Raw genomic sequence first — 25,453 nt, forward strand, 5'->3', positions numbered from 1 at the left:
TATCTAAGATAGATACAAGTTCTTCCATCACGGGGAGGGGGCGCACGTGTCCACAGCAGTCGAAGCCGCGCCACCGGAGCACTCCGGTCAGCGGCAACGGAGCGCCGGCCGCACGGCCTGGCTGGTCTGGGGAGTGGGGGCGCTGTGCTACTGCGCGGCGCTGTTCCACCGCGCCGGGCTGGGCGTGGCCGCTCCGGGTGCCGTGGAGCGCTTCGACGCAGGTCCGGGCGTGCTGGCCCTGTTCTCAGCGCTGCAGCTCGGCGTCTACCTGGTGCTGCAGATCCCGGCGGGACTGCTGGCCGATCGGCTCGGCCCGCGCAAGGTCATCACCGGCGGCATGGTCGCCCTCGCGCTGGGTTCGGCGGTGTTCGCGTTGAGCGGGTCGATCGTCGGCGGCCTCACCGGGCGCATGCTCATCGGGTTCGGTGACGCGTTCATGTTCACCAACGTGCTGCGGCTTGCCGCGCACTGGTTTCCGCCGCAGCGCTACGGCAAGGTCGCCGCGCTGACCGGTCTGGCCGGTGGTCTGGGTCAGGTCATCGCGACGCTGCCGCTGAGCCTGTCGCTGCACTCGCTGGGCTGGGTGCCGACCTTCCTCGGCGCTGGGGCGCTGACGGCCGCGCTCTGCCTGGCGGCCGCGCTGGTCATCCGCGACCGGACTCCCGCCGCGCGGCAGGAGCAGGCCGAGCCGGTGAGCGAGCGGGTGCGCCAGAGCCTGCGGGTGGTGGTCGCCCAGCGGGGGACGAAGCACTCCTTCTGGACGCACTTCGTGCTGATGGCGCAGTTCGTTGCGGTCACCACGCTGTGGGGTGGCCCGTGGCTGAGCTCGGCGCAGGGGCACGGTCAGTCGGAGATCGGGTCGCTGCTGCTGGTCAGCGTGCTCGGGTTCATCGCGGGTTCGTGGTTCGCCGGGCAGTACGTTTCGGGGCGTGCGCGTCGCCGTGAGCGCTACACCTTCGGGTTGTCCGTGGTCGTCGTGGTCGTGTGGGCGGTCCTGGTCGGGTGGCCGGGTGTGCTGCCGCTGCCGGTGCTGGCGGTGGCCTTGGCCACGGTCGGTGTGGCCGGGGGTGCGGCGATGCTGGCCTTCGACGGTGCGCGGTTGGCCAACGCCGAGCACCGCTCGGGCACTGCCACGGGTGTGGTGAACATGGGTGGTTTCAGCGCGGCGGTGCTGATCCAGTTGCTGGTCGGTGCGGTGCTGGAGCTGGTGTCGGGGATGGATCCGGTGGTGGCGTACCGGTGGGCGTTCGCGCCGGTCGTGGCGCTGGTGGTGGTCGGCACGGCTGCGCAGTGGTGGCTGCGGGACCGCGCCCTGTGGTGAGCGCGCGGGGTTAGCCTCGGGTTCGGTGGCGGGCCAACGGCGGCCGGCCCGGGCTCGGAGGTCGTGCTGTGACGGTGTGGGAACTGCGCAACCTGGTGGGCGGCAAGTCGGTGTCCACGGTGGCGGGTGGGACGTTGCCGCTGGTGGATCCCAGCACCGGTGAGGAGTTCGGAACGGCGCCGCTGACGCGGTGGAGCGATGTCGATGCGGTGATGCCGGTGGCGGCCGCGGCCTTCGAGTTGTGGTCGCAGACCACGCCGCGGGAGCGGCAGGAGGCGTTGCTGGGGCTGGCCGATGCGGTGGCCGAGCGTGTTGAGGAGCTGGTGCGGGCGGAGTGCCGGTGCACGGGCAAGCCGTTCGAGGTGGTGCGTGGCAGGGAGTTGCCGATGGCGGTGGACCTGCTGCGCTTCTACGCCGGTGCGGCGCGGGCGGAGGGGGCCACGGCGGGTGGTGAGTACCTGCCGGGGCACACCTCGTTCGCGCGGCGTGAGCCGATCGGGGTGTGCGCGGCGGTGACGTCGTGGACGCATCCGTTGTTGCAGGCGGCGGCGAAGATCGCTCCGGCGTTGGCGGCGGGCAACACGGTGGTGTTGAAGCCGGCGGAGACGACGCCGATCAGCGCGGTGCTGGTGGGTGAGTTGGCGGGGGAGTTCGTGCCACCGGGTGTGCTCAACGTGGTGTGCGGTGATCGCGACAGCGGTCGGGCGATGGTGGCTCACGGCGTGCCGGGGATGTTCTCGATCACCGGGACGGTGCGGTCGGGGATGGAGGTGGCGGGGTCGGCGGCTGCGGACTTGAAGCGGGCGCACTTGCAGTTGGGGGGCAAGGCGCCGGCGGTGGTGTTCGCGGATGCGGATCTGGAGCGTGCGGCTGAGGGGATCGCGGCGGCGGCGTTCGGGAACGCGGGGCAGAGTTGCACGGCGGCCAGCCGGGTGCTGGTGGCTGCGGAGGTGCACGAGGAGTTGGTGGGCCGGTTGGTGGAGTGGGCCGGTCGGTTGCGGCCGGGGCCGCCGCAGGACGCGGATGCGGCGTTCGGTCCGCTCAACAGCTTGGGGCAGTTGGAGCTGGTGCTGGAGCGGTTGGAGCGGTTGCCGTCGCACGCGCGGGTCGTGGCGGGGGGTCGGCGGCGGGGTGAGCGTGGGTTCTTCTTGGAGGCCACGGTAGTCGACGGTGCGCTGCAGGACGACGAGTTGGTGCAGCACGAGGTCTTGGGTCCGTTGGTGTCGGTGCAGTCCTTCGGGGGTGAGGACGAGGCGGTGGCGTTGGCCAACGGTGTGCGCTACGGGTTGACCGCGAGCGTGTGGACGCGTGATCACGGTCGGGCGATGCGGATGTCGCGGCGGTTGCAGGCGGGGACGGTGTGGATCAACACCCACGATTGCCTGGTGGCCGAGATGCCGCATTCGGGGTTCAAGCATTCGGCGTCGGCGCGGGATTTCGGTGATGACGGGTTGGCCGATTACACCCGCGTCAAGCACGTGATGTCGGCGTGGGAGTAGGTCAGCGGGGTGTGGTGGCGCGGGGCCAGGGGTGTGCTTGTTCGTAGGCGTGGGCGGCGCGGAGGATGGTGGCGTCGGCGTGGCGGGGGGCGATGATCTGCAGGCCGATGGGAAGGCCGTCGTCGGTGTGGCCGCAGGGGATGCTGGCGGCGGGTTGCTGGGTCATGTTGAAGGGGTAGGTGAACGGGGTCCAGCTGGTCCAGCGGTGGCCGTCGGTGGGTGATTCGCGGCCGGCTTCGAAGGCGGCGATGGGGACGGTGGGCGTCAGCAGCAGGTCGTAGGTCTGGTGGAAGGCGCCGGTGCGTTGGCCGAGCTTCATGCGGGTGTTGGTGGCTTCGAGGTAGTCCTGGGCGGAGTAGGTGAGGCCTTGGCGGCAGATCTCGGCGAGGCCGGGGTCGAGGAGTGCGCGTTGGTCGTCGGTGAGGTGTTCGGTGGCTTTGGCGGCGCCGGCGGCCCACAGGACGTGGAAGTCGTCGACGGGGTCGGTGATGCCGGGGTCGGCGTGTTCGACGTGGGCGCCGAGGTCGGCGAAGGTGCGGGCGGCGTGCTCGAGGGCGCGGCTGACCTGGGGGTCGACGGGGGTGCCGAACCCGAGGTCGCTGCTGACGGCGATGCGCATGCCGGCGACGCCGCCGCCGAGGTGGTCGAGGAAGGAGTCGGGTGGTGGTGCCAGCACTGACCAGTCGCGCACGTCGGGGCGGGCGAGCACGTCGAGCATGAGGGCGGTGTCGGTGACGGTGGTGGCCATCGGCCCGGCGTGGGAGAGGGTGCCGAAGGGGCTGGCCGGGTAGAGGGGGATGCGGCCGTAGGTGGGTTTGATGGTGGCGATGCCGCAGAAGGAGGCGGGGATGCGCACGGATCCGCCGCCGTCGGAGCCCAGGGCCAGTGGGCCCATGCCGGCGGCCACGGCTGCGGCGGCGCCGCCGGAGGAGCCGCCTGCGGTGCGGGTGGGGTTGTGCGGGTTTCGGGTGGTGCCGTGGCGGGGGCTGTCGGTGACGCCCTTCCAGGCGAGTTCGGGTGTGGTGGTTTTTCCTACCAGCACGGCGTTTTCGGCGCGCAGGTGGGCGACGGCGGGGGCGTCTTCGGACCAGGGCTGGTCGGGGTCGGTGGTGCGGGAGCCGCGCAGGGTGGGCCAGCCGCGGGTGAGGAAGAGGTCCTTGATGGAGGTGGGCACGCCGTCGAGGCGGCCGGCGGGTTGGCCGCGGTGCCAACGGTCTTCCGAGGCGCGGGCGGCGTGCAGGGCGGCGTCGGGGTCGAGCAGGCAGTAGGCGTTGAGGGTTGTGTCGTGGTCGTCGATGCGTTTCAGGACGGCTTGGGTCGCCTCGACCGGGGAGAGGGTTCCGGCGGCGTAGGCGGCCAGCAGTTCGGTGGCGGGCAGCTCGGCGGGCTCGGTGGTGGCCATGGCGTCTCCGTGGTGTGGCGAACTGCGGGTCAGCTGCTGGGGTAGCCGCGGTGCTTGTCGACGAGGTTGTGCAGGTCGGTTCCTCCGGTGAAGGCGCGCAGGTTTCTCAGGAACAGCGCGACGAGTTCGTCGGTCCAGCCGACGGTGTCGCCGGACATGTGGGGGGAGATGAGGACGTGGGGCATCTCCCAGAGGGGTGAGTCGGTGGGCAGGGGTTCGGTGTCGAAGACGTCGAGGGCGGCGCCGGCGATCTGGTGCTGTCGCAGGGCTTCGACGAGGGCGGGTTGGTCGACGTGTTCGCCGCGGCCGACGTTGATCAGGCGTGCGGTGGGGCGCATCGCGGTGAGGACGTCGGTGTTGATGAGTCCGTGGGTTTGGGGGGTCAGGGGTGCGGCGACGACGAGGTAGTCGTAGTCGCCTGCGATGCGGGCGAGGTCGTCGGAGGCGTGGATGTCGCCGAAGTCGGGATCGCCGGTGCGGGCGGTGCGGCCGGCGCCGGCGACGTCGAGTCCGGCGGCGGTGAGCTGGCGGGCGATGGCGCGGCCGATGGGTCCGGTTCCCACGACGAGGGCGGTCCTGCCGGTGAGGCGTTCGGTGACGCGGTGCTTCCACTGCTTGGCGTCTTGCAGCCGCAGGGTGGTGTGCATGTCCTTGGCGAAGGTGAGCACGGTTCCGAGGACGTATTCGGCGATGGGTTGGTCGAACACGCCGCGGGAGTTGGTCAGGGCGACGTCGGAGTCGCGCAGTTCGGGGAACAGCAGGCGGTCCACTCCGGCGCTGGCGGCGTGGATCCAGCGGAGCTTGTCGGCGTGCGGCCAGGCGTCGGCGATGGCTTGGGAGCGGAAGGCCCACACGAACAGCGCGTCGGCGCCGGGCAGGGCTTGGGGGAGTTGCTCGCCGGTCGCGTAGCGCAGGTCGGCGTGGTCGGCGATGCGGGCCATCTCGTCGGGTGCGTCGCCGTCGTGGAGGACGACGACGGTGGGGCGGGAGTGGATCATGTGGATGACCTTAGGGCCGGAGGTGGTGCGGGCGTAGGTCTCCCACGCCGGTAACAAGTGTGTTTCCCCAGTCCTGGGCGAGAAAACGACCCTCGGTGGAAGCATTGACACGCTAAGAAGCGTTCGTAGGATTGTCAACAATCCACGAGCGACGGGCAGGGCCGGTCAGCGGGGAGATCACCCAACACCACTGCGAGGAATGGATCACGATGCCCAGGTACCTGTCGATCACGCTGGAGAAGCGCGGTGTGTCGTGCGTGGCGGAGCTGCTGGAGAAGGACGCTCCCCGCACCTGCGAGGCGGTGTGGAACGCGCTGCCGCAGGTCGGGCCGGTGCACCACGCCAAGTACGCCCGCAACGAGGTCTACACGATGGTGCCGCGGTTCGCCGTGGACGAGCCGGGCCAGGAGAACCCGACGGTCACTCCCATTCCGGGTGATGTCGTGTACTTCTCCTTCCCGGGCGGGATGTTGGACCGGGATTTCAAGCAGGACAAGGGGATTGAGGACCTGCCGGGGGTGATCGACCTGGCGATCTTCTACGGCCGCAACAACCTGCTGCTCAACGGCGACGTGGGCTGGGTTCCCGGCAACGTCTACGCCACGATCGTGGAGGGCTTGGCCGAGATGGCCGAGGCCTGCAACGACGTGTGGCGTTCCGGCAGCGTGGGCGAAACGCTGCGCTACGACCGCATCGAGCGTTAGGCGAGGCCGCCGATGGCACCTGAAGACTTCCTCGGCGCGGTGCCCGGGCCCCGGCCGCAGCGCGGGATCGGGGTGATCGCCCCGTTCGACCTGGCGCTGGATCGTGAGCTGTGGCGGTGGGCTCCGGCTGAGGTCTCGCTGTACCTGACGCGCACGGCGTTCGTGCCGGTGCCGGTCAGCGTGGAGCAGGCCAACCGGGTCTCCGACGAGGCCTCCGTGCACGCGGCGACCCGTGACCTGCTGGTGCCCGAGCCGGAGGTGGTGGCTTACGCGTGCACCTCGGGCAGTTTCGTCGACGGTGCCGGTGGGCAGCGGCGGCTGGTGGAGGTCATGCGCGAGGCCGGTGCGCCGGCGGCGGTGACGACCTCGGGGGCGCTGGTGTCGGCGCTGGAGGTGCTCGGGGTGGGCAGCGTGGCGATCGCGACGCCCTACGTCGTGAGCATCACCGACCGGTTGGTGTCGTACCTGGGCGAGCACGGCATCGCGGTGGTCTCCAGCGTCGGTCTGGGGCTGGAGGGCCAGATCTGGAAGACCTGCTACGCCGATGTGGTGGAGATCGTGCGCGCGGCTGATCGCCCGGAGGCCGAGGCGATGTTCATCTCGTGCACGAACCTGCCCACCTACGACTTGATCGGCCCGCTGGAGCAGGAGTTGGGCAAGCCGGTGCTCACGGCCAACCAGGTGACCATCTGGGCTGCGTTGCGCGAGATGGGCCTGTCGGCGGTGGGTGCCGAGCAGCGGTTGATGCAGGCGGTGGACGTGCCGGCTGCGTGCGCCCGCTGACGTAAAGATGACATCACGGACGTTCTGGTCGCCGTGCACCCTGCGGTAACATTGTCGACAATCCGACACCCACGGTGGTGGGGTTGCCCAGGGTCGTGGCCGCTGGACGTGACAAGCACAGGATGGAGCTCCCCGGTGCCGCACACCGCAGGAATTCTGTATCCCGGCCACAGCGCCGAAGACGACTACCCGGTCCTGGAGAACCTGCTCGGCGAGGACGTGCGCCTGCCGCTGGTGCACACGTTGATGCGCGAGGACGCCCACCGGGTGGACGCGCTGCTGGACGTGGGCTCGGAGCAGGTGCTGGCCGAGGGCGCTCGCGCGCTGGGCGCGGTGGACTCGGTGATCTGGGCGTGCACCTCCGGCAGTTTCGTGTTCGGCCAGGCCGGGGCGCGCGAGCAGGTCGAGAAGCTGCAGGCGGTGACCGGCGTGCCCACCTCGAGCACCTCGTTCGCGTTCGTGCACGCCGCGGCGCGGCTGGGGTTGCGGCGGGTCGCGGTGGCCGCGACCTACCCGGCCGATGTGGCTGAGCGCTTCGTGGAGTTCCTGCAGGGGTATGACCTGGAGGTGGTGCGGTTGTCCAGCCGGGGCATCGTCACCGCCGCCGAGGTCGGCACGCTCGGTCGGGAGGCGGTGCTGGAGTTCGCCGCGGCCAACGACGACGAGCGGGCCGAGGCGGTGCTGATGCCCGACACGGCCCTGCACACCGCCGCGTGGTTGGAGGAGCTCGAACAGCGGGTGGGCAAACCGGTGCTCACCGCCAACCAGGTCAGCGCCTGGGAGGCGCTGCGGCTGGCCGGTGCCGACCGGCCGCGTGCGGGGTTGGGAACGCTGTTCGCGGACCAGAACGGGCCGGTCACCTCGGGGTGACCGCCAGGACGAGGAGATGGTGAGCGCAGTGCTCGGGACCGAGGAGCAGGACCAGCAGCCCGGTGAGTTGGAGCCGGTGCAGCGGAAGTCGACTGCAGCGATCGTGGCCGATCAGTTGCGCGCGGCGATCATGTACGGGTCGCTTCCTCCGGGCTCACAGCTGGGGGAGGCGGAGTTGGCGGCCCGGCTGGGGGTCAGCCGGGGGCCGTTGCGGGAGGCGATGCAGCGGCTGGTGGCCGAGGGGTTGTTGCGCAGTGAGCCGCACCGCGGGTTGTTCGTGATGGATCTGGACACCGAGGACGTCGCCGACATCTACTTGGCGCGGTTGGCGGTGGAGCGGGCTGCCTGCGAGCAGATCGTGCGTCACCACCGGGTGGAGGCGGTGGCGGAGTTGACCGCGGCGCAGTCGCGGATGGTGGCCGCGGCCGGCAAGGGTGATGGCATCGAGCTGGCTGATGCCGATCAGGAGTTCCACGAGACGCTGGTGCGCGTCTCCGGTAGCGCGCGGTTGCAGCGCATGGCGCAGACGTTGCTGGTGGAGAAGCGGATGTGCTTGACGGCGTTGCAGGACAAGTACCACGCCGACGTGCAGGCCCTGGTCGATGAGCACAAGGGGCTGGTCGATGCGATCGAGGCCGGGGATGAGGCGTTGTTGCTCTCGCGGCTGGAGGCGCACATGAACGACGCGATGGAGCGGCTCAACGGCTCGATGGCCCAGTAGCGCCCCTGGGTGGGTGAAGAAAGAAGCAGCGGGGTGCCGGTCGAGGACCGGCACCCCGCTGCTCGTGCGGTGGGTGGCTCAGACGCCGCCGATGGAGACGTACTTGGTCTCCAGGAACTCGTCGATGCCCAGCTTGCCGCCTTCGCGGCCCAGCCCGGAGGCCTTGACCCCGCCGAAGGGGGCGGCCGGGTTGGACACGATGCCCTGGTTGAGCCCGACCATGCCGGTCTCGAGGGCTTCGCTGACGCGCAGTCCGCGCTGGAGGTTCTGCGTGAACAGGTAGCTGACCAGGCCGTACTCGGTGTTGTTGGCCTTGGCGATGGCTTCGCGTTCGTCGGTGAAGGTGGTGATCGGGGCGACCGGCCCGAAGATCTCCTCGGCGGTCATGCGCGCCTGCTCGGGCACGCCGGTGAGCACGGTGGGGGTGTAGAAGTAGCCGTCGCTGCCGTGGCGGTCGCCGCCGGTGACGACCTGCGCGCCTTGGGCGACCGCGTCGGAGACCAGGTCGGTGACCTTGCCCAGCTGCTTGCCGTCGATGAGCGGACCGACCTGGATCTCGTCGGAGACGCCGCGGCCGATGGTCAGCGAGGACATGCGGTCGGCGAGCTTGTCGGCGAAGGCCTGGGCGATGTCGGCGTGGACGTAGAAGCGGTTGGCGGCGGTGCAGGCTTCGCCGATGTTGCGCATCTTGGCCTGCATGGCGCCGTCGACCGCCGCGTCGAGGTCGGCATCGTCGAAGACCAGGAACGGGGCGTTGCCGCCGAGTTCGAGGGAGACCTTGAGGACCTGCTCGGCGGATTGTTCGATGAGCTTGCGGCCCACGGCGGTGGAGCCGGTGAACGACAGCTTGCGGGCGCGCGGGTCGCGGATCATCGGTTCCATCACCGCACCGGCATCGGCGGCGGTGACGACGTTGACCACCCCGTCGGGCAGGCCGGCTTCGCGCAGGATGTCGGCCAGCGCCAGCATCGACAGCGGTGTCTGGTGGGCGGGTTTGATCACCGAGGTGCAGCCGGCGGCGATGGCGGGGCCGATCTTGCGGGTGCCCATCGCCATGGGGAAGTTCCACGGGGTGATCAGCAGTGCCGGGCCCACGGGCTGGCGGGTGATCAGGAAGCGTCCGGAGCCGTTGGGCGGCACGGCGTAGTCGCCGCTGATGCGCACGGCTTCTTCGGCGAACCAGCGGAAGAACTCCGCGGCGTAGGTGACTTCGCCGCGTGCCTCGGGCAGGGGTTTGCCCATCTCCAGGGTCATCAGCAGCGCGAGGTCTTCGCGGCGTTCGACGATGATCTCGTAGGCGCGGCGCAAGACCTCGCCGCGTTCGCGCGGCGGGTGGGTGGCCCAGTCGGTTTGGGCGTCGTGGGCGGCGGCCAGCGCGGCCCGGGCGTCGTCGGGGGTGGCGTCGGCGACCTGGCACAGGGTGGTGCCGGTGGCGGGGTCTTCGACGGCGAAGGTGCGTTCGCCGGTGGCGTCGCGCCACTTGCCCGCGATGAGCAGTTGTTTGGGGGCGGCCTCGACGACGGTCGCCTCGCGGGGGTGCGTTGGGGTGGTGGTCATCGCTGCGCGAACCCTCCTGGGTGTCGTCGGTTCTGCTGAATACCAACCTAGACCGCTTCGGTGGTGGACACCGGGCGCTGCTGATGGTTGCATGACTGCCTAGATTGTCAACAATCCTACATTCCGCACGCTTGGAGTCGATCATGACGGAGCTCTCCCCGGCGCTCAAGCAGGCGACCCCGGTGCTGGCCGCTCGCGGCGAAGGGGTCTACCTCTACGACGAAGACGACCGGCGCTACCTGGACTTCACCGCCGGCATCGGCGTCACCAGCACCGGGCACTGCCACCCCCGCGTGGTCGAGGCCGCCCAGCGGCAGGTGGGCACGCTCATCCACGGCCAGTACACGACGGTCATGCACAAGCCGTTGCTGCAGCTGACCGAACGTCTCGGCGACGTGCTGCCCTCCGGGCTCGACCGCGTCTTCTACGTCAACTCTGGTAGTGAAGCGGTCGAAGCGTCCGTGCGGTTGGCGCGACACGCAACCGGACGGCCCAACATCATCGCCCTGGAGGGTGGTTTCCACGGCCGCACCATGGGCGCGGCCGCTCTGACCACCTCCGGGGTGAAGGTGCGCGCCGGGATCGGGCCGATGATGGGCGGGGTCGTCTTCACGCCCTTCCCCGAGCCCTACCGCTGGCAGTGCTCCACCGAGCAAGCCGTGCAGCGGGCACTGGCGGAGTTCGACCAGCTGCTGCTAACCCAGTCCTCGCCGCGCGACACCGCCGCGATCATCGTCGAGCCCGTGCTCGGCGAAGGCGGCTACATCCCCGCGCCCCCGCAGTTCCTGGCCGGGCTGCGCGAACGCGCCGATGCCCACGGCTTCCTGCTCATCGTTGACGAGGTGCAGACCGGCGTGGGGCGCACCGGCAGGTTCTGGGGCCACGACCACGCCGGCATCCGCCCCGACGTCCTCATCACCGCCAAGGGCCTGGCCAGCGGCTTCCCCCTCTCGGCCATCGCCGCGAGCGAGGAGCTGATGAGCAAGGCCTGGCCGGGATCGCAAGGCGGCACCTACGGCGGCAACGCCGTGGCCGCCGCCGCGGCCTTGGCCACCCTCGACGTGGTCGAGCAGGAGGGCCTGGTGGCCAACGCCGCAGAGCAGGGCGCGCGGCTGGCCGAAGGGCTGCGCAAGGTCGCCGCCGACCACCCCGTCATCGGCGACGTGCGCGGCCTGGGCCTGATGCTGGGCAACGAGTTCACCACCCCGGAGGGCACCCCGGACGCGGCCACCGCCGCCCGGGCCCACGCGGCCGCGGCCGAGGCCGGGCTGCTGCTGCTGACCTGCGGGCCGGCGGGCAACGTGGTGCGCATGATCCCGCCGCTGATCGTCACCACCGAGCAGGTCGACGCCGCGATCGAACTGTGGGCCACCGCGGTGCGCTCGGCCGTGGCAAGCTAGAGCGCGCGCCCTGGTGGTGGGTGTGAGATCTCGCTCGCGCCCACCACCAGCACAAATCCGCCTTCGCGGATTACTGTTCGATAGCGGCGGCCACCTGCGCGACGTGCTTCTGCAATGCTGCACGCCACACAGCGGCGCGTGCGGGACGCGCCGTCACCAACCGACGCAGGTGTGAGCATGAGCGACTGGTCGGCGGGCGGACCGCCGAGGCGAAGGCAGCAACACGGCGGCCAGCGGTACGACTACTACCGGGGCGCCCAACCCCCGCAGGGGCGACGCCCCGCGCCGCCGCCACCACCCCCACCGGGACGCCCGCCGGGCGAGCGCGGCCACCCACCGCCGCCGCCGCGGCGACGCCGCCCCCGCTGGGGCAAGCGCATCGGCATCGCGCTGCTGGTGGTCGCGGCACTGCTGGCCGGGCTGGTGTTCTACTTCGACAGCATGCTGCAGCGCACCGCCGCCCTGGACTTCGCAGGCCAGGCCGGTGACTCGGCGGGCACCAACTGGCTGCTGGTGGGCTCGGACTCCCGCGAAGGGCTCGACGACGCCCAGCGCGAAGAGCTCTCCGCCGGTGATGCCGGTGGGCGCCGCACCGACTCGATGATGCTGGTGCACATCCCCGCCGGCGGCGGACAACCGGCGCTGATCAGCCTGCCGCGCGACTCCTACGTGGCCATCCCCGGGCACGGCAAGACCAAGCTGAACTCGGCGTTCGCCTTCGGCGGCCCGCAGCTGCTGGCCCAGACCGTGGAGCAGAACACCGGGGTGCACATCGACCACTACGCCGAGATCGGCTTCGGCGGGTTCGCCGACCTCGTCGACGCCGTGGGCGGGGTCGACATGTGCCTGGACAAGCCCATGGACGACGAGAAGGCCAACGTCCACCTGCCCGCGGGCTGCCAGGAGCTCGACGGACCGCAGGCCCTCGGGTTCGTGCGTGCCCGCTACTCGCTGGACGGCGGCGACCTCGAACGCGCCCAGAACCAGCGCAAGCTGCTGGGTGCGCTGGTGGACAAGGGCACCAGCCCGGCGACGCTGATCAACCCGTTCCGGCTGTTCCCGCTGGCTTCCGGGGCTAGCAAGACGTTCCTGGTCAACGACTCCGACCACATCTGGCACCTGATGTCGCTGGCGATGGCCATGGGTGATGTCAGCAGCGGTCAGGGCGTGACCACCCAGGCGCCGTTCGGGCGCTTCGGCAAGGACGGCGACGGAGCCTCGGTCATCGTCTGGGACAAGGAGGAGGCCGCCCAGATGTTCGACGCGATCCGCCAGGACCAGCCGATCCCTCCCGAGCTGCTGGGCCCCTGAGGCCACGAGGAAGAGAAGGGGGCACCCCAGGTGGGGTGCCCCCTTTCCTTCTCGCGTTCGCGGGGGTCAGCCGGCGAAGCGGTGCAGCTGGTCCATGTTGCCGTTGAACACGTCCTGACCACCTGGGAACGGGCCGTTGTCGTTGTGCTGCCAGAACGAGTGGAACCCCCAGCCCGCGGGCAACGCCCCGATCTGCGGCGCGTAGCGGGCGATCCACAGCGGGTTGTTCGGCGCGAAGTCGGGGTTGCCGCCGGTGCAGCGGTTCCACCACGAGGTCGTGGTGTAGATGACCGGGGGACGACCGGTGCGGGCGTGGTAGGTGCCGGAGAAGTCAGCGATCCAGCGCGACATCCCCGCCGGGTCCAGTCCGTAGCAGGTCTCGCCGTAGGGGTTGTGCTCGATGTCGAGCACCCCGGGCAGCGTGCCCGACCCGGGCGCCCAGCCGCCGCCGTTGTCGACGAAGAAGTGCGCCTGCTCGGCGCCGGGGGAGCGGTCGGGCAAGGCGAAGTGGTAGGCCCCGCGCACCATGCCCGCCCCCGCCGAACCGCGGTACTGCCCGTCGAAGCTCGAGGAGCGGAACCCGGTGCCTTCGGTGGCCTTGACGTAGGCGAAGCGCGCGCCGTCGGCGTGGGCCCGGGCCCAGTCGACCCGCGGCTGGTGGCCGCTGACGTCCATGCCGGCCACCGAACCCTTCGGCAGCGGGACGCCTGAGCGCTGCCCGGTGCGTTCGGCGCTGTAGCCCATCCACGCCCCGTGGGGATCGTGCGGGTCCAAGCGGGGCGCGGCGGCGTGCGCGGGCGACGCGGCGCTGGCCAGCGCAGCCACGACGGCCAGCGCCACCACCGTGCCGCTGCGGCGTGCCGCTGCCGCGCGGCGCCGAACGCGACCGGGCAGGTTGAACATGGCAGGCCTCCTCACTGGACACCGCGCAACCCGGTGGTGGGCGGGCGGTGCGAGAGCCGGACAGGACGGGGTGAAAGATTTTCGGGAAGCTGATCTTGCGCGCGCGGACCGAGGGTAACCCGGGCTGTGCGGGCCCGCCGGTTATCGACGCGCGAGTGTTTCGCATTTGACCCGTTCCGCGGCAGCACTTCCGTCGTCCACTGTGTGTCCACTGTGGCCTGTGTCATCGTGGAGTGGAGATTCCGCCCCGGCTGGGGTAGCCCTGTGGGCATGGCACAGCGACACAGCGGCCGGGGCGGTCCCCGGCGCAGCGGCCCCCGCACCAGCGGCACCCCCCAGCCCCGCGACCCCGCCGCCGAACGCGGCGACGCCGCACGGCTGCGGCAGGAACTGCGCGGCATGCACGGCTCCGGCTACGGCCGCTACAAGTCGCTGACCGGCGCCTGGCGCTTCGACGAGTTCACCCTGCAGGTCCAGCGCGTCCAACCCGACCCCTACGCCCCGGCCAGCCGCGTGCAGGTCACCGTCGACCCTGAAGTGGCCGACCTGCCCCCCGACCTGCACAGCAGCACGGTGCGTTCCCGCGCCCTGGCCGGCTACCTCGTGCGCGCCCTGCACCGCGAGCTGTCCGGAAGCCGGCTGCGCGTCGACGCCGGCGGCCAGCAGGTCCTCGACCGCAGCTCCTGCCAGATCCGCCCCGATGGCGCGGTGCAAGTGCGGATGGGCATCGACCTGCCCGCCCGCGGTCGCAGCATCGACGGCCACGGCGCCGCGCACACCCTGTGCGAGGAACTGCCCGAGGTCGTCGACGCCGCCCTGCGCTGGGCCGTGGCCGACCAGCGGGCCGCCCGCGAGTTCGTCGACTCCCTCGAGGACACCGACGCCCTGCGCGCCGCCCTGCCTGAACGCGGGCTGGTCGCCTTCGTCGCCGACGGGGCGATCCTGCCGCGCCGCAGCGGCATCGACGAACGTCCCCTGCGCGAGGCGGTGCCGTTCTCCTCACCAGAGTCGATGCGGGTGCGCATCAAGCTGCCCAACCGCGGCGAGATCACCGGCATGGGCGTGCCCGAAGGCATCACGCTGATCGTCGGCGGCGGCTTCCACGGCAAGTCCACCCTGCTGCGCGCCCTGGAGCACGGCGTCTACGACCACGTGCCCGGCGACGGCCGCGAACTGGTCGTGGCCCGCACCGATGCGGTCAAGGTGCGCGCCGAGGACGGCCGGCGCGTGCACCGGGTGGACGTCAGCCCGTTCGTCTCCCACCTGCCCACCGGCGCCGACACCCGCGACTTCTCCACCGACAACGCCTCCGGCTCGACCTCGCAGGCGGCCTCGATCACCGAAGCGGTTGAAGCCGGGGCCGGGGTGCTGCTGGTCGACGAGGACACCGCCGCGACCAACCTGATGATCCGCGACGCCCGCATGCAAGCCCTGGTGGCCAAGGACGCCGAACCCCTGACGCCCTTCGTCGACCTCATCCGGCCCCTGCACACCACCCACGGGGTCTCCACCGTGCTGGTCATGGGCGGCTCGGGCGACTACATGGACGTCGCCGACCACGTGCTGATGATGGACGCCTACCGGGCCCGCGACGTCACCGCCCAGGCCCGCGAACTCGCCGAAGCCCGCCCCACCGGGCGGCACACCGAAGCCGAGGGCTACCCGCCGATGCGCCACCGGGTGGTCGACCCGGCCTGCATCGGCACCGATCGCCCCAAGATCCGCGCCCGCGGCACCGACGCGCTGAGCCTGGGCGAGTCGACCATCGAGCTGCGCGGCGTGGAGCAGATCGTCGACTCCTCCCAAGTCACCGGTATCGGGCTCGCCCTGGTCGGCATGGCGCGCCGCGGGCTGCTCGACGGGCGCCGCACCCTGCGCGAAGCGCTGGAGGTCCTCGGTGCCGACATCGCCGAACGCGGCGTGCACGCGGTGGACGAGAAGTTCGTGGGCGATTTCGCCGTGCCCCGGCCGCTGGAGGTCGCCGCGGCGCTCAACCGGCTGCGCGTGCTGCGCATCGGCGACACCCGCACCTGAGCAGGCGTTTGCCCGCGCCGCCCGGCAGGGCACCCTCGGACTGCCCCCGATGTGGTGGGAGGCCGCTGATGCCTCAGATGCGATCCCGGTTACCCCGCTCGACCGGCTACACCGATCGGACCCACGCCGGTCAGGTGCTGGCCGGGCACCTGCGCGGCCTGGAGCTGTCGGACCCGGTGGTGTTCGGGCTGGCCCGCGGAGGAGTGCCGGTGGCCGCCGAAGTCGCCCGCGCCCTGGGCGCGCCGCTGCGGGTGTGCGTGGCCCGCAAGATCGGCGCCCCCGGCCAGCCCGAACTGGCCCTGGGCGCGGTCACCGCCCACGGGCCGCCCAGCTACGACCACGACCTGGTGCGCTCCTTCGGGCTCAGCACCGAGGACCTCGCGCAGGCCTGCGAGCGGGAACGCGCCGAAGCCGCCCGCCGCGAGGAGCTCTACCACGGCCACCCGGTGCAGCTTCCCGGCCGCGATGCGGTGCTGGTCGACGACGGGCTGGCCACCGGCGCCACCGCCCGCGCCGCGCTGCGGATGCTCGCCGGAGCAGGACCGCGCCGCCTGGTGCTGGCCGTGCCGGTGGGCTCACCGGAGTCGGTGCGGGCGCTGCGCTCGGAGGCCGATGCGGTGGTGTGCGTGCTGCAGCCGGTGGGCTTCGCCGCGGTCGGGCAGTGGTACCGCAACTTCGCCGCCACCACCGACGAGGAGATCAACACGCTGCTCGAAGAGCTCGGCGAGCCCGACCAGAGCTGATCACCCCGGGCGCGGTGATCGTGGCGGAAGGTGATCTGCGCAGGTGGTGTCCGCTCGCGCCTCCGGTGATCACCGCCGCTGCGCGCCCGCCCGGTGCCGAGCTTGCGCATCGGCCTCACCACGATCGCGTGGGACGCGCTAACCTCTCCGCACCTACTCCTGTGCTGCGACAAGCCCGCGATCCGGACAACCCGGGCCGGATCGGTGCGGTGCGTGGCGGTCGGGGTGGAGTTGGTACTGGATTCGGTTGATTGGTTCGCTATGACTGCCGCTGGACATTCCGATGACTCGTCGACCCAGGCGGGCAAGCACGGGCCGCCTTCGCGCCGCTCGGGCAGGCGCGGTGAGGACGCCGGAGGCGAGTCGGGCTACTCCTCGGAGGTTGCCCGGCAGGTCGGCGAGGCGACCGTGGCGCTGGGCGAGCGCCTGCGCGACCCGGGCGTGGCCCACTCGGTCGAGGAGATCGAGAAGGTCATGCGTGGCTTCTCGCTGACCGTGGAGGGCATGTCCGGTGGCCTGTCCGGGGTCACCGAGTGGTTGCGCGCAGCCGGTCACGTCGGCCCGCTGTCCGGGCACGCCAGCGTCATGTCCGAACGCCTGTCGCACATCGGCAAGGAACTCTCCCGGCTGGCCGACGCCATAGAGCAGGCACAACAGCAAGCCAGCTGAGCACACCGCAACCCCGGGCCGGGCGGGACCGGCCGTCGTGCCACAATGATCACGCGCGGCCCAGCCCGGTCCCGGGGTGCCAGATCAGGCCGTGCGCAGGGGTTTTCGCGGACGGCACGGAAGCGTCCGGAGGCATCCCGGAGCGCTGCGGGGCGCACCGGTCGAGCCACCGGCGCGGCAGGGGGCCGAGGCTGGTCCGCTCGAAGCCCGGGAGACCACCGGCCGTGCCGTGTTCGGCCGGTGCTTGTCGGCGTGGCGCGTGTGGAGGTGGCCCGGTTGGATCGCGGCGGTGCCGAAGACTCTTCCAGCGCCTTCGACTCGCTGTTCCACGACGTGCTGGCCGGCTCGGGTGATGCCGCCACCCAGTCCTCGGCGTTGTCGACCCTGCTCGACGAGCAAGCCCACGAAGTCGTCTCCAAAGCCGTTCGGGCCACAGTGGAGTGGGGCTCGCGGGAACTGGACAGCACCCACCTGCTGTGGGCGGTCACCCGCGTGCACGCCACCGCTGAACTGCTGACCTCCTCCGGGGTGCGGGTGGGGGAGCTGGCCGAAGCGGTGCGCTCAGCGGTCATCGCCGTGCAAGAACCCCTGCTGCAAGGCCAGCCGGTGCTCTCACCCGCAGCCCGGCGCGCCCTGCTGGGCGCCTACCGGCAAGCCCTCTCCGAGGGGGCTGATGTCGTCGGCGCCCGGCACGTGGTGCTCGGGCTGGCCGCTGACGCCGACTCGGTGGCCGGGCGGGCGCTGGCGCGAGCCATCGAGCTCGGCGAAGGCGGCGACGGGCGCGGGGTGCTGAGCCTGACACCCCGGCTCGACGAGTTCGGCATGGACCTCACCGAACTGGCCCGGGCCGGCAAGCTGGACCCGGTGGTGGGCCGCGACGAGGAGATCGAGCAGGCCATCGAAGTGCTGGGGCGCCGCTCGAAGAACAACCCGGTGTTCATCGGCGACCCCGGAGTTGGCAAAACCGCCATCGTGGAAGGCCTGGCGCGGCGCATCGTGGCCGGTGAGGTCCCGTGGTCGCTGGCCGACCTGCGCGTGGTCTCGCTGGACTTGGCCGGGATGATCGCCGGAGCCAAGTACCGCGGCGAGTTCGAGTCCCGCTTCCGCGACGTGCTCACCGAGATCCGCACGCACCGCGACAGCGTGCTGGTGTTCATCGACGAGCTGCACAGCATCGTCGGCGCCGGGGCCGGCGAGGGCTCCATGGACGCCGGCACCATGCTCAAACCCGCCCTCGCCCGCGGCGACGTGCGGCTGTTGGGCGCCACCACGGTCGAGGAGTACCGCAAGCACATCGAGAAGGACCCCGCCCTGGAGCGGCGCTTCGCCCCCATCACCGTCGAGGAACCCAGCGTCGAGGACACCGTGACCGTGCTGCGCGGCCTGCAGGAGCGCTACCAGCGCCACCACCGCGTGCGCATCGACACCGGCGCGCTGCAGGCCGCCGCCGAGCTCTCCCAGCGCTACATCACCGACCGGTTCCTGCCCGACAAAGCCGTCGACCTGCTCGACCAGGCCTGCAGCCGGGTGCGGCTGCGCCGCGGCGGCCAAGTCCGCGCCAACGCGGTGTTCGAACCCACGGTGATGCCCGACGACGTCGCCGACGTCGTCGCCGGCCGCACCGGCATCCCCGTGGCCGACCTCAGCGCCGAGGACGCCACCCGGCTGCTGGAGCTCGAGGAACAACTGCGCGCCAAGGTCGTGGGCCAGGACGCCGCGGTGGCCGCGGTCGCCGAAGCCGTGCGGCGAGCCCGAGTGGGCCTGGCCGACCCGGAACGACCCATCGGCAGCTTCCTGTTCCTCGGCCCCACCGGCGTCGGCAAGACCGAACTGGCACGCGCCCTGGCCCACGCGCTGTTCGGCGACGCCGGCCGGCTGCTGCGCCTGGACATGGGCGAATACCAGGAGAAGCACACCATCTCCCGGCTCATCGGCGCCCCACCCGGCTACGTCGGTTACGGCGAAGCCGGCCAGCTCACCGACCGGGTGCGCCGCCAGCCCTACTCGGTGGTGCTGCTCGACGAAGTCGAAAAAGCCCACCCCGACGTGTTCAACACCCTGCTGCAGGTCCTCGACGCCGGACGCCTGACCGACGCGCAAGGCCGGCTGGTCGACTTCCGCAACGTCGTGATCATCATGACCTCCAACCTCGGCGCCGACCGCATCCTCGACGCCGGCGCCGAGACCGGTGATGCCGCGCTGGTCGTGCTCGAGGAGCTGCGGGCCTTCTTCCGGCCGGAGTTCATCAACCGCATCGACGACGTGGTCCTGTTCCGGCCACTGGGCCTCGAACACCTGCGCACCATCGGCCGGCTGCTGCTGGAACGCACCCGCACCCAGCTCGAAGACAAAGGCATGCGGCTGTCGGTGACCGACGCCGGGCTGGACTGGCTGGTCGAACGCGGCCACCAACCCCAGTTCGGCGCGCGACCGCTGCGTCGGGTGATCTCACGGGAGCTGGACAACCGCCTGGCCCAGCTCGTGCTCGCCGGCAAGGCCACGGCAGGCGACGAGATCACCGTCGAGGCGATCGGCGACCAGCTGCAGCTGTCGGTGGGGCAGGTGTGGCGCCCGGTCGCCGGAGGCCGCCACGCCGCCGGCGGCGGCGAGAACTCCCCGCTGCCCGCCCAGAGGTCCAGCGCCTTCGGATGACCCCGGGCACCAGCGGCGGGCGAGCACGCCCGACGCCACCGCAGATGTGGTGAGCTGCACCGTGACCTGGACTTCTCCAGGGGCGATCGGGAGGTGGTGGTCGCCGCGCACACCCAGTCGGTCGCTCGGGCCGGTCTGGCACGGCAACGTCGGGTCTGCAGTAGGAGTGTCGGCGGGGATCAGCGCGGGATCCAGCGGGGGACGAGCACGTCGACGAGACCGGCGCCCACCGTTCGGGGGTCTCATCCGCCCGGGGGTCCCGCCACGGGTGAACCGACGACAGCGCGGTCGGCACACCACCGCTCCCGGTTCGACACCCACCCCACCCGGGTTCACACGAAAGTGTTGCTGCTTGTTGTGGGATGCCGGGGACTCCTACGGTGGTGAGTGGATTCCTCGAACGGGCCGTCACCGCACGCTCCCCGTCGCGCCTGCTCACAGGCGCACGACGGAACTTCCAGTCCGCGGGCGGGTTTTCACGGCACCGTCGATACGCCTACCACGAGGGGGGTAGCGTGATCGTCTCCAGGTCCATGCCCACCAGCTCCACGCCCAGCGACACCGCCCCAGGCGGCGGCATCATCGCCCCCCGCACACCCACAGACACTCCAGCCGGACCCCGCCGGGCCGGACAAGCGTTGACGGTGCGCGTGCAGTGGCCCGAACCCGGCGTCGTCGTGGTGCGCATCGGCGGTGAGATCGACACCGCCACCCTCCCCCGCATCACCGAGATCATCCGCCAACGCCTGACCGCCGCGCACCTGCACACCACGATCCTGGACCTCACCGACGTCGGCTACGCCAACAGCGCCGCCCTGGACCTGCTCATGCTGGCCTACAACGCCGCCGGACGACGCGAAGCGCGACTGCTCGTGGTGCCCGGTACCGGGCAGGTGCGCCGCCTGCTGGAACTGACCGGTCTGTCCGCGCTGTTCGACCAGGCCTCCGACGTCGAGGAAGCCCTCACCCGCGCCCACCTGTGAACGACGGTGCCCGGTGGCAGGATCCCCGGCGTGCCCACCTACGTCGCGTTGCTGCGCGCGGTCAACCTCGGACCGCACGCCCGGGTGTCGATGGCCCGGCTGCGGGAACTGATCACCGCCCAAGGCTGGGGGCACGCGCGCACCCACCTGGCCAGCGGCAACGCCGTGTTCACCAGTGAGCTCACCGAACCCGCCCCGGTGGCCCGGCGACTGCGCGACGCCCTCGCCGCCAACGGGCTGGACACCGAGGTCATGGTCCGCACCGGCCACCACTTCGTCCAGCTCGCCGAGGCCGGTCACCCGCTGGCGGTGCCGGGTGCAGCGCACACCACGCTGCAGGTCGCCTTCCCCCTCACCCCGGTCACCACCGACCAGGTCCAGGCCATGCCGATCCCCGGCGAGGAGTCCGCGGTCGCCGGCGCGGGCGAGGTGTTCCTGCACTACCCGCACGGGGTGGGCCGCTCGAAGCTGACCACCGCGCACCTGCAACGCCACCTGGGCACCCCGGTGACCTGCCGCAACTGGAAGACCGTGACCACCCTGGCCGGGTGGTGCTGAAAATTCCCGCGCGCCGGCGGCCGCGGTCCCGGTAACATCCGGCCTTGTCCTGCTGTCGGCCGCAGAGGTGCCCGTTGCTCATCTGAGGTTCGCGACCACCGCGCGATCACCCCACCCCACCACCCCGATGAAGGGCAGTGGTGGGCCTGGTGCGGTGCGTGGATGCGACCTCGGTGACCGCTAGCCCCGCCGACACGCGTGCGCGGGCAGGACACCCTTCCACCGCGTGGTGCTCGCCCCCTTTTTTTCGCGTCCCCCTGCCGGATCCTTGGCGAAGGCGAGAACACCATGCCCGCACCGCACACGCTGTCCTGCACCGACCTGCACTTCACCTGGCCCGACGGCACCACCGTGTTCAGCGGCCTCACCGCCGCGTTCCCGGCCGGTGTCACCGGCCTCATCGGCGGCAACGGCAGCGGCAAGACCACACTGCTGCAGCTGATGACCGGACACCTCGTCCCCACCGGCGGCCACCTCAGCCTGCCCGCCGCACCGGCCCACCTGCCGCAAACCCTCACCTCCCGCGTCAACGTGCGCGTCGACGAGGCCCTGGGCATCACCGCGAAGCTGCGGGCGCTGCACGCCGTGGAAGCCGGTGAGGTTACCCAAGCCCACCTCGACACCATCGGAACCGACTGGGACGTCGAACAACGCGCCCACGCCCTGCTGGCCGACCTCGGCCTCGAACACCTCGACCTGCACCGCCGCGTCGGTGAGCTCTCCGGTGGGCAGGCGGTGCTGCTGCACCTGGCCGCGCTGCTGCTGGCACGTCCCGAAGTGCTGCTGCTGGACGAACCCACCAACAACCTCGACCGCCACGCCCGCCAACGGCTGCGCCACGCCCTGGCCGCATGGCGTCACGGGGTGTCCCTCGTCGTCTCCCACGACCGCGAACTGCTCGAGGACGTCGACCGCGTCGCCGAGCTGCGCGACGGGCAGATCACCCTGCACGGCGGCGGCTACAGCAGCTACGAGCAGGCCGTGGCCACCCAGCAGGCCGCCGCGCAGCAAGCCTTGCGCACCGCCGAGGCCCAGGAACGGCGCCAAGAACGGGAATGGGTCGAAACCCAGACGAAGGTGGCGCGCCGCGCCCGCCAAGGCGCCAAAGCCGCCGAGAGCCTGCCCAAGATCCTCGCCGGTGCCCGCAAACGCGCCGCCCAGCACTCCGCCGGCAAGCTCACCGGTGTCCAGCAGCAGCGCCTGGACGCCGCCCGCCAAGCGCGGCAGAACGCCGAAGACGCCGTGCGCAGCGAGCAACAGCTGCGCGTGGACGTGCCGGCCACCCGGGTGCCCGGCGGACGCGGCGTCGCGCAGCTGCGGCAGGCGGTGCTGCCGCACACCGGCGCGAGCGTGGACCTCGACATCAGCGGCCCCGAGCGCATCGCCCTGGTGGGCGCCAACGGCACCGGCAAGACCACGCTGCTGCGACTGCTGGCCGGCCACCTCGATCCCGAGCGGGGCAGCGCGCAGGTGTCGGTCCCGGCCCGGCTGCTGCCCCAACGCCTGGACCTCCTCGACCCGGCGTTGAGCGTGGCCGACAACCTCGCCGCCGCCGCACCGGGACTGAGCGACAACCAGGTGCGCGCGCAGCTGGCCCGGCTGCTGTTCACCGGTGCACGCGCTGAACAACCCGCCGGCACGCTCTCGGGCGGGGAGGTGCTGCGCGCCAGCCTGGCGGTGGTGTTGCTGGCCGAGCCGGCACCGCAGCTGCTGATGCTCGACGAACCCACCAACAACCTCGACCTGGACTCCAGCAAGCAGCTGGCGGCCGCGCTGCGCGGCTTTCCCGGGGCGCTGGTCGTGGCCGGCCACGACGCGGCGTTCCTGCGCGAGATCAACCCCACCCGCTGGCTCCAGCTGACCGACACCCTCACCGAACTCGACCCCGAAAGCGGGACCTAGAAAACCCTCCCCAGGAACCAGCGGCAGCCACTCGCCGCAGGTCAAGGAACCAACCCGACACCACCGCACCTCACCCGTGCGGGTGGTGGTGAACACTTCGCGCGAAATGTCAGCCACCACCCGCACGAGTGACCCGGGACGCCGTGCGCCGGCGTGCCTCGGTGGTGGCGGAGGTCGAGGGTCAGCGGCCGGTCCAGGTGTGGGGGGTCTTGTCGAGGAAGGCCCGCACGCCGTTGCGGAAGTCCTGGCTGCCGAACACCGTGCGCACGAGGTCGTCGCCGTCGGGCATGGTGGCCAGCCGCAACCGCCGCACCGCCTCCTTGGCCGCCCACATCGTCAGCGGCGCGTGGGTGACCAGGCGATCGGTCACCGACTCCACGGTGGAGTCCAGTTCGTCGGGTTCGCACAGCTCGGTGAGGAACCCGGCGTCGTGGGCTTCGGTGGCGGTGAACATCCGCGCGCGCAGCAACATGTCCTTGGCGCGGGACGGGCCGAGGTGGAACACCAGCATGGAGTAGGTGTTCATCGCCAAGCAGTTGCCCAACGTGCGCGCCACCGGCACCCCGAAGCGCCCGGTGGTGGTCGAGATCCGCAGGTCGCAGGCCGCGGCCAGCGCGATCCCGGCCCCGACGCAGTAGCCGGAGATCGCCGCGACCGTGGGCACGGTGGCCGCCTCCAGGCGCCCGAAGACCTCTTCCATGCGCTGCTCGTAGACCACGCCGTCCTCGCCGCTGGTGAAATCGGCGAACTGGGCGATGTCGGTGCCGGCGACGAAGGCTTCCTGCCCGGCACCGCGCAACACCACCACCCTGATCTCCGGGTCGGATTCGGCGCGCTCGAGCGCAGCCACCATCCCGTCGTACATCGCCCAGCTCATGGCGTTGCGCTGCGCGGGCCGGTTGAACGTCACGTGCAGCACCGGGCCCTCGGCGCTCACCAGCAGTTCATCGGACATCGGCGTGTTCCTTCCTGCCCGCGCGGCGGCGGGCCAGCAGTGGGGTGGCGAGCATGGCCGCGGCCAGCAGCAGGAGGACCACGGCGATCGGCTGGGCCGCCAGCAGCCGCATGTCACCGTCGAAGATCGCTGAGGACTGCACCAGCGCCTTCTCCAGCATTCCGCCGATGACCACCCCGACCACCAGCGGCGCCATGGGCAGCTCGAGGCGTTTCATCCCGTAGCCGACGAACCCGAAGATCAGCACGAGGAGCACGGAGAAGAAGTTGTTGTCGATGGCGAAGGCGCCGGTGAAGCTGGTCAGCAGGATCAGCGGGTAGAGGTAGCCGTAGGGCACGCGCAGCAGCTGGGCGAACACCGGCGCCAGGGGGAGGTTGAGCACCAGCAGGATGACGTTGCCGATGAAGAACGACACCAGCAGACCCCACACCAGGTCGGGTTGCTCGGTGAACAGCAGCGGCCCGGGCTGGATCCCGTAGACCGTCAGCGCCCCCAGCAGCACCGCGGTGGTCGCCCCGCCGGGGATCCCGAGTGTCAGGGTGGGGATGAAGTTGGCGTTGGCGGCGGCGTTGTTGGCGCTCTCCGGTGCCGCCACACCCTGGATGGCGCCGTGCCCAAAACGCGCCTTGTGGCCCGAAACGCGTTTTTCCAGCCCGTAGGCCAGGAACGACGCCAACGTCGACCCGGCACCGGGCAGGGTGCCCAGGGCGAAGCCGATGAGGCTGCCGCGCCCGATCGCCCCCGCCGACTCCCGCACATCAGCGCGGCGGATGACCAGGTCCCGGAAGCCGGCGCGGATCGGCCGGGCCCCGCCCACGCGGATCTGGTGCAAGACCTCCCCGACGGCGAAGAGCCCGATCACGACCTCCACGTAGGGGATGCCGGAGAGCAGGTTGATGCTGCCGAAGGTGTAGCGGGCCTGCCCGGTGCCGGCGTCGATGCCCACGCAGGCGATGAGCACCCCCACGCAAGCCATCGCCGCGGCACGCAACGTCGAGCCGGTGGACAGCACCACCATGCTCACCAGCGCCAGCACCATCACCGCCAGGTTCTCCGGGGGCCCGAAGCGCAGCGCCACCTGCGCGATCGGCGGTGCCAGCGCCGCAAGCAGCACCAGCGAGATGATCGCGGCCACGAACGACCCGATCGCCGCGATCGCCAGCGCCGCACCGGCACGCCCTTGGCGGGCCATCTGGTAGCCGTCCAAGGTGGTCACCACGCTGGCGGCCTCACCCGGGGTGGACAGCAGCACCGAGGTGATCGTGCCGCCGTACTGGGCGCCGTAGTAGATGCCGGCCAGCATGATCAACGCCGTGACCGGCTCCACGGTCAGCGTCAACGGGATCAGGATCGCCACACCGGTGGCCGACCCCATCCCCGGCAGCAGCCCGATCACCGTGCCCAGCACGACCCCGGCCAAGCACCACAGCAGGTTCGTCGGCGTCAACGCCGTCGACGCACCCAGCAGCAGGTTCTCCCACACCACGA

Annotated in this window: 21 protein-coding genes; 15 read left to right on the forward strand and 6 right to left on the reverse strand. The window is 71.3% G+C overall.

The window, feature by feature from the left end:
- Window positions 1-46 precede the first annotated feature (46 nt).
- Window positions 47-1,321 (forward strand): MFS transporter, encoded by a 1,275-nt coding sequence (locus tag EIL87_RS00945; RefSeq protein ID WP_125088197.1) that lies wholly within the window; start codon window positions 47-49, stop codon window positions 1,319-1,321.
- 74 nt (window positions 1,322-1,395) lie between these two features.
- On the forward strand, window positions 1,396-2,820 hold the full coding sequence (locus tag EIL87_RS00950) for an aldehyde dehydrogenase family protein (protein ID WP_125088448.1): 1,425 nt from the start codon (window positions 1,396-1,398) through the stop codon (window positions 2,818-2,820).
- Window position 2,821: 1 nt separating this feature from the next.
- On the opposite strand, the gene EIL87_RS00955 is transcribed toward EIL87_RS00950, so the two are convergent.
- Both EIL87_RS00955 and EIL87_RS00960 read right to left on the reverse strand, forming a co-directional pair.
- Entirely contained in the window at window positions 2,822-4,222 is a 1,401-nt protein-coding gene (locus EIL87_RS00955) for an amidase (protein WP_125088198.1), read from the reverse strand.
- Window positions 4,223-4,251: 29 nt separating this feature from the next.
- A complete protein-coding gene (locus tag EIL87_RS00960; RefSeq protein ID WP_125088199.1) occupies window positions 4,252-5,220 on the reverse strand; it encodes a D-2-hydroxyacid dehydrogenase in 969 nt (322 codons plus the stop codon).
- 209 nt (window positions 5,221-5,429) lie between these two features.
- On the opposite strand from EIL87_RS00960, the gene EIL87_RS00965 reads away from it, so the two are divergent.
- The 4 genes from EIL87_RS00965 to EIL87_RS00980 all read left to right on the forward strand — a co-directional run bounded on the left by EIL87_RS00965 (window position 5,430) and on the right by EIL87_RS00980 (window position 8,298).
- Window positions 5,430-5,924: a DUF3830 family protein gene (locus tag EIL87_RS00965; protein WP_125088200.1), complete on the forward strand. Its 495-nt coding sequence runs from the start codon at window positions 5,430-5,432 to the stop codon at window positions 5,922-5,924.
- A gap of 12 nt (window positions 5,925-5,936) precedes the next feature.
- Window positions 5,937-6,707, forward strand: coding sequence for a maleate cis-trans isomerase family protein (locus tag EIL87_RS00970; RefSeq protein ID WP_125088201.1), 771 nt, complete (start codon window positions 5,937-5,939; stop codon window positions 6,705-6,707).
- 135 nt (window positions 6,708-6,842) lie between these two features.
- Window positions 6,843-7,577: a maleate cis-trans isomerase family protein gene (locus EIL87_RS00975; RefSeq protein WP_125088202.1), complete on the forward strand. Its 735-nt coding sequence runs from the start codon at window positions 6,843-6,845 to the stop codon at window positions 7,575-7,577.
- A gap of 28 nt (window positions 7,578-7,605) precedes the next feature.
- Complete coding sequence (locus EIL87_RS00980; RefSeq protein WP_233575959.1) at window positions 7,606-8,298, forward strand: GntR family transcriptional regulator; 693 nt, start codon at window positions 7,606-7,608, stop codon at window positions 8,296-8,298.
- Window positions 8,299-8,376: 78 nt separating this feature from the next.
- Here the strand turns inward: EIL87_RS00980 and EIL87_RS00985 are convergent, their stop codons facing one another.
- A complete protein-coding gene (locus EIL87_RS00985; protein WP_125088204.1) occupies window positions 8,377-9,855 on the reverse strand; it encodes an NAD-dependent succinate-semialdehyde dehydrogenase in 1,479 nt (492 codons plus the stop codon).
- 143 nt (window positions 9,856-9,998) lie between these two features.
- Here EIL87_RS00985 and EIL87_RS00990 point away from each other — a divergent pair, with 143 nt between their 5' ends.
- Both EIL87_RS00990 and EIL87_RS00995 read left to right on the forward strand, forming a co-directional pair.
- The gene (locus tag EIL87_RS00990; protein WP_125088205.1) at window positions 9,999-11,255 is read left to right on the forward strand and encodes an aspartate aminotransferase family protein; all 1,257 of its coding nucleotides are present in this window, start codon (window positions 9,999-10,001) and stop codon (window positions 11,253-11,255) included.
- Window positions 11,256-11,432: 177 nt separating this feature from the next.
- Window positions 11,433-12,566, forward strand: coding sequence for an LCP family protein (locus EIL87_RS00995; RefSeq protein WP_125088206.1), 1,134 nt, complete (start codon window positions 11,433-11,435; stop codon window positions 12,564-12,566).
- A gap of 66 nt (window positions 12,567-12,632) precedes the next feature.
- Here EIL87_RS00995 and EIL87_RS01000 read toward each other — a convergent pair whose 3' ends face one another.
- Window positions 12,633-13,469 carry a lysozyme gene (locus EIL87_RS01000; RefSeq protein WP_125088207.1) on the reverse strand — a complete coding sequence of 279 codons (837 nt, stop codon included), beginning with the start codon at window positions 13,467-13,469 and terminating at the stop codon, window positions 12,633-12,635.
- Window positions 13,470-13,739: 270 nt separating this feature from the next.
- On the opposite strand from EIL87_RS01000, the gene EIL87_RS01005 reads away from it, so the two are divergent.
- The 7 genes from EIL87_RS01005 to EIL87_RS01035 all read left to right on the forward strand — a co-directional run bounded on the left by EIL87_RS01005 (window position 13,740) and on the right by EIL87_RS01035 (window position 23,010).
- Window positions 13,740-15,503: an ABC-ATPase domain-containing protein gene (locus EIL87_RS01005; RefSeq protein WP_125088208.1), complete on the forward strand. Its 1,764-nt coding sequence runs from the start codon at window positions 13,740-13,742 to the stop codon at window positions 15,501-15,503.
- Between the two features lie 77 nt (window positions 15,504-15,580).
- Window positions 15,581-16,246 carry a phosphoribosyltransferase gene (locus tag EIL87_RS01010; RefSeq protein WP_199740184.1) on the forward strand — a complete coding sequence of 222 codons (666 nt, stop codon included), beginning with the start codon at window positions 15,581-15,583 and terminating at the stop codon, window positions 16,244-16,246.
- Window positions 16,247-16,507: 261 nt separating this feature from the next.
- A complete protein-coding gene (locus EIL87_RS01015; RefSeq protein ID WP_125088210.1) occupies window positions 16,508-16,915 on the forward strand; it encodes a hypothetical protein in 408 nt (135 codons plus the stop codon).
- Window positions 16,916-17,182: 267 nt separating this feature from the next.
- Window positions 17,183-19,567 (forward strand): ATP-dependent Clp protease ATP-binding subunit, encoded by a 2,385-nt coding sequence (locus EIL87_RS01020; RefSeq protein WP_233575919.1) that lies wholly within the window; start codon window positions 17,183-17,185, stop codon window positions 19,565-19,567.
- Between the two features lie 644 nt (window positions 19,568-20,211).
- Window positions 20,212-20,550: an STAS domain-containing protein gene (locus EIL87_RS01025; RefSeq protein ID WP_233575921.1), complete on the forward strand. Its 339-nt coding sequence runs from the start codon at window positions 20,212-20,214 to the stop codon at window positions 20,548-20,550.
- A gap of 30 nt (window positions 20,551-20,580) precedes the next feature.
- On the forward strand, window positions 20,581-21,108 hold the full coding sequence (locus EIL87_RS01030; RefSeq protein WP_125088213.1) for a DUF1697 domain-containing protein: 528 nt from the start codon (window positions 20,581-20,583) through the stop codon (window positions 21,106-21,108).
- A gap of 288 nt (window positions 21,109-21,396) precedes the next feature.
- Window positions 21,397-23,010: an ABC-F family ATP-binding cassette domain-containing protein gene (locus EIL87_RS01035; RefSeq protein ID WP_125088214.1), complete on the forward strand. Its 1,614-nt coding sequence runs from the start codon at window positions 21,397-21,399 to the stop codon at window positions 23,008-23,010.
- 181 nt (window positions 23,011-23,191) lie between these two features.
- Here the strand turns inward: EIL87_RS01035 and EIL87_RS01040 are convergent, their stop codons facing one another.
- Both EIL87_RS01040 and EIL87_RS01045 read right to left on the reverse strand, forming a co-directional pair.
- Window positions 23,192-23,965 carry an enoyl-CoA hydratase/isomerase family protein gene (locus tag EIL87_RS01040; protein WP_125088215.1) on the reverse strand — a complete coding sequence of 258 codons (774 nt, stop codon included), beginning with the start codon at window positions 23,963-23,965 and terminating at the stop codon, window positions 23,192-23,194.
- A complete protein-coding gene (locus EIL87_RS01045; RefSeq protein ID WP_233575923.1) occupies window positions 23,955-25,451 on the reverse strand; it encodes a tripartite tricarboxylate transporter permease in 1,497 nt (498 codons plus the stop codon). Before EIL87_RS01045 ends, EIL87_RS01040 begins: the two co-directional genes overlap by 11 nt.
- Window positions 25,452-25,453: the final 2 nt, after the last annotated feature.

Source organism: Saccharopolyspora rhizosphaerae (assembly GCF_003931915.1).
GTDB lineage: Bacteria > Actinomycetota > Actinomycetes > Mycobacteriales > Pseudonocardiaceae > Saccharopolyspora > Saccharopolyspora rhizosphaerae.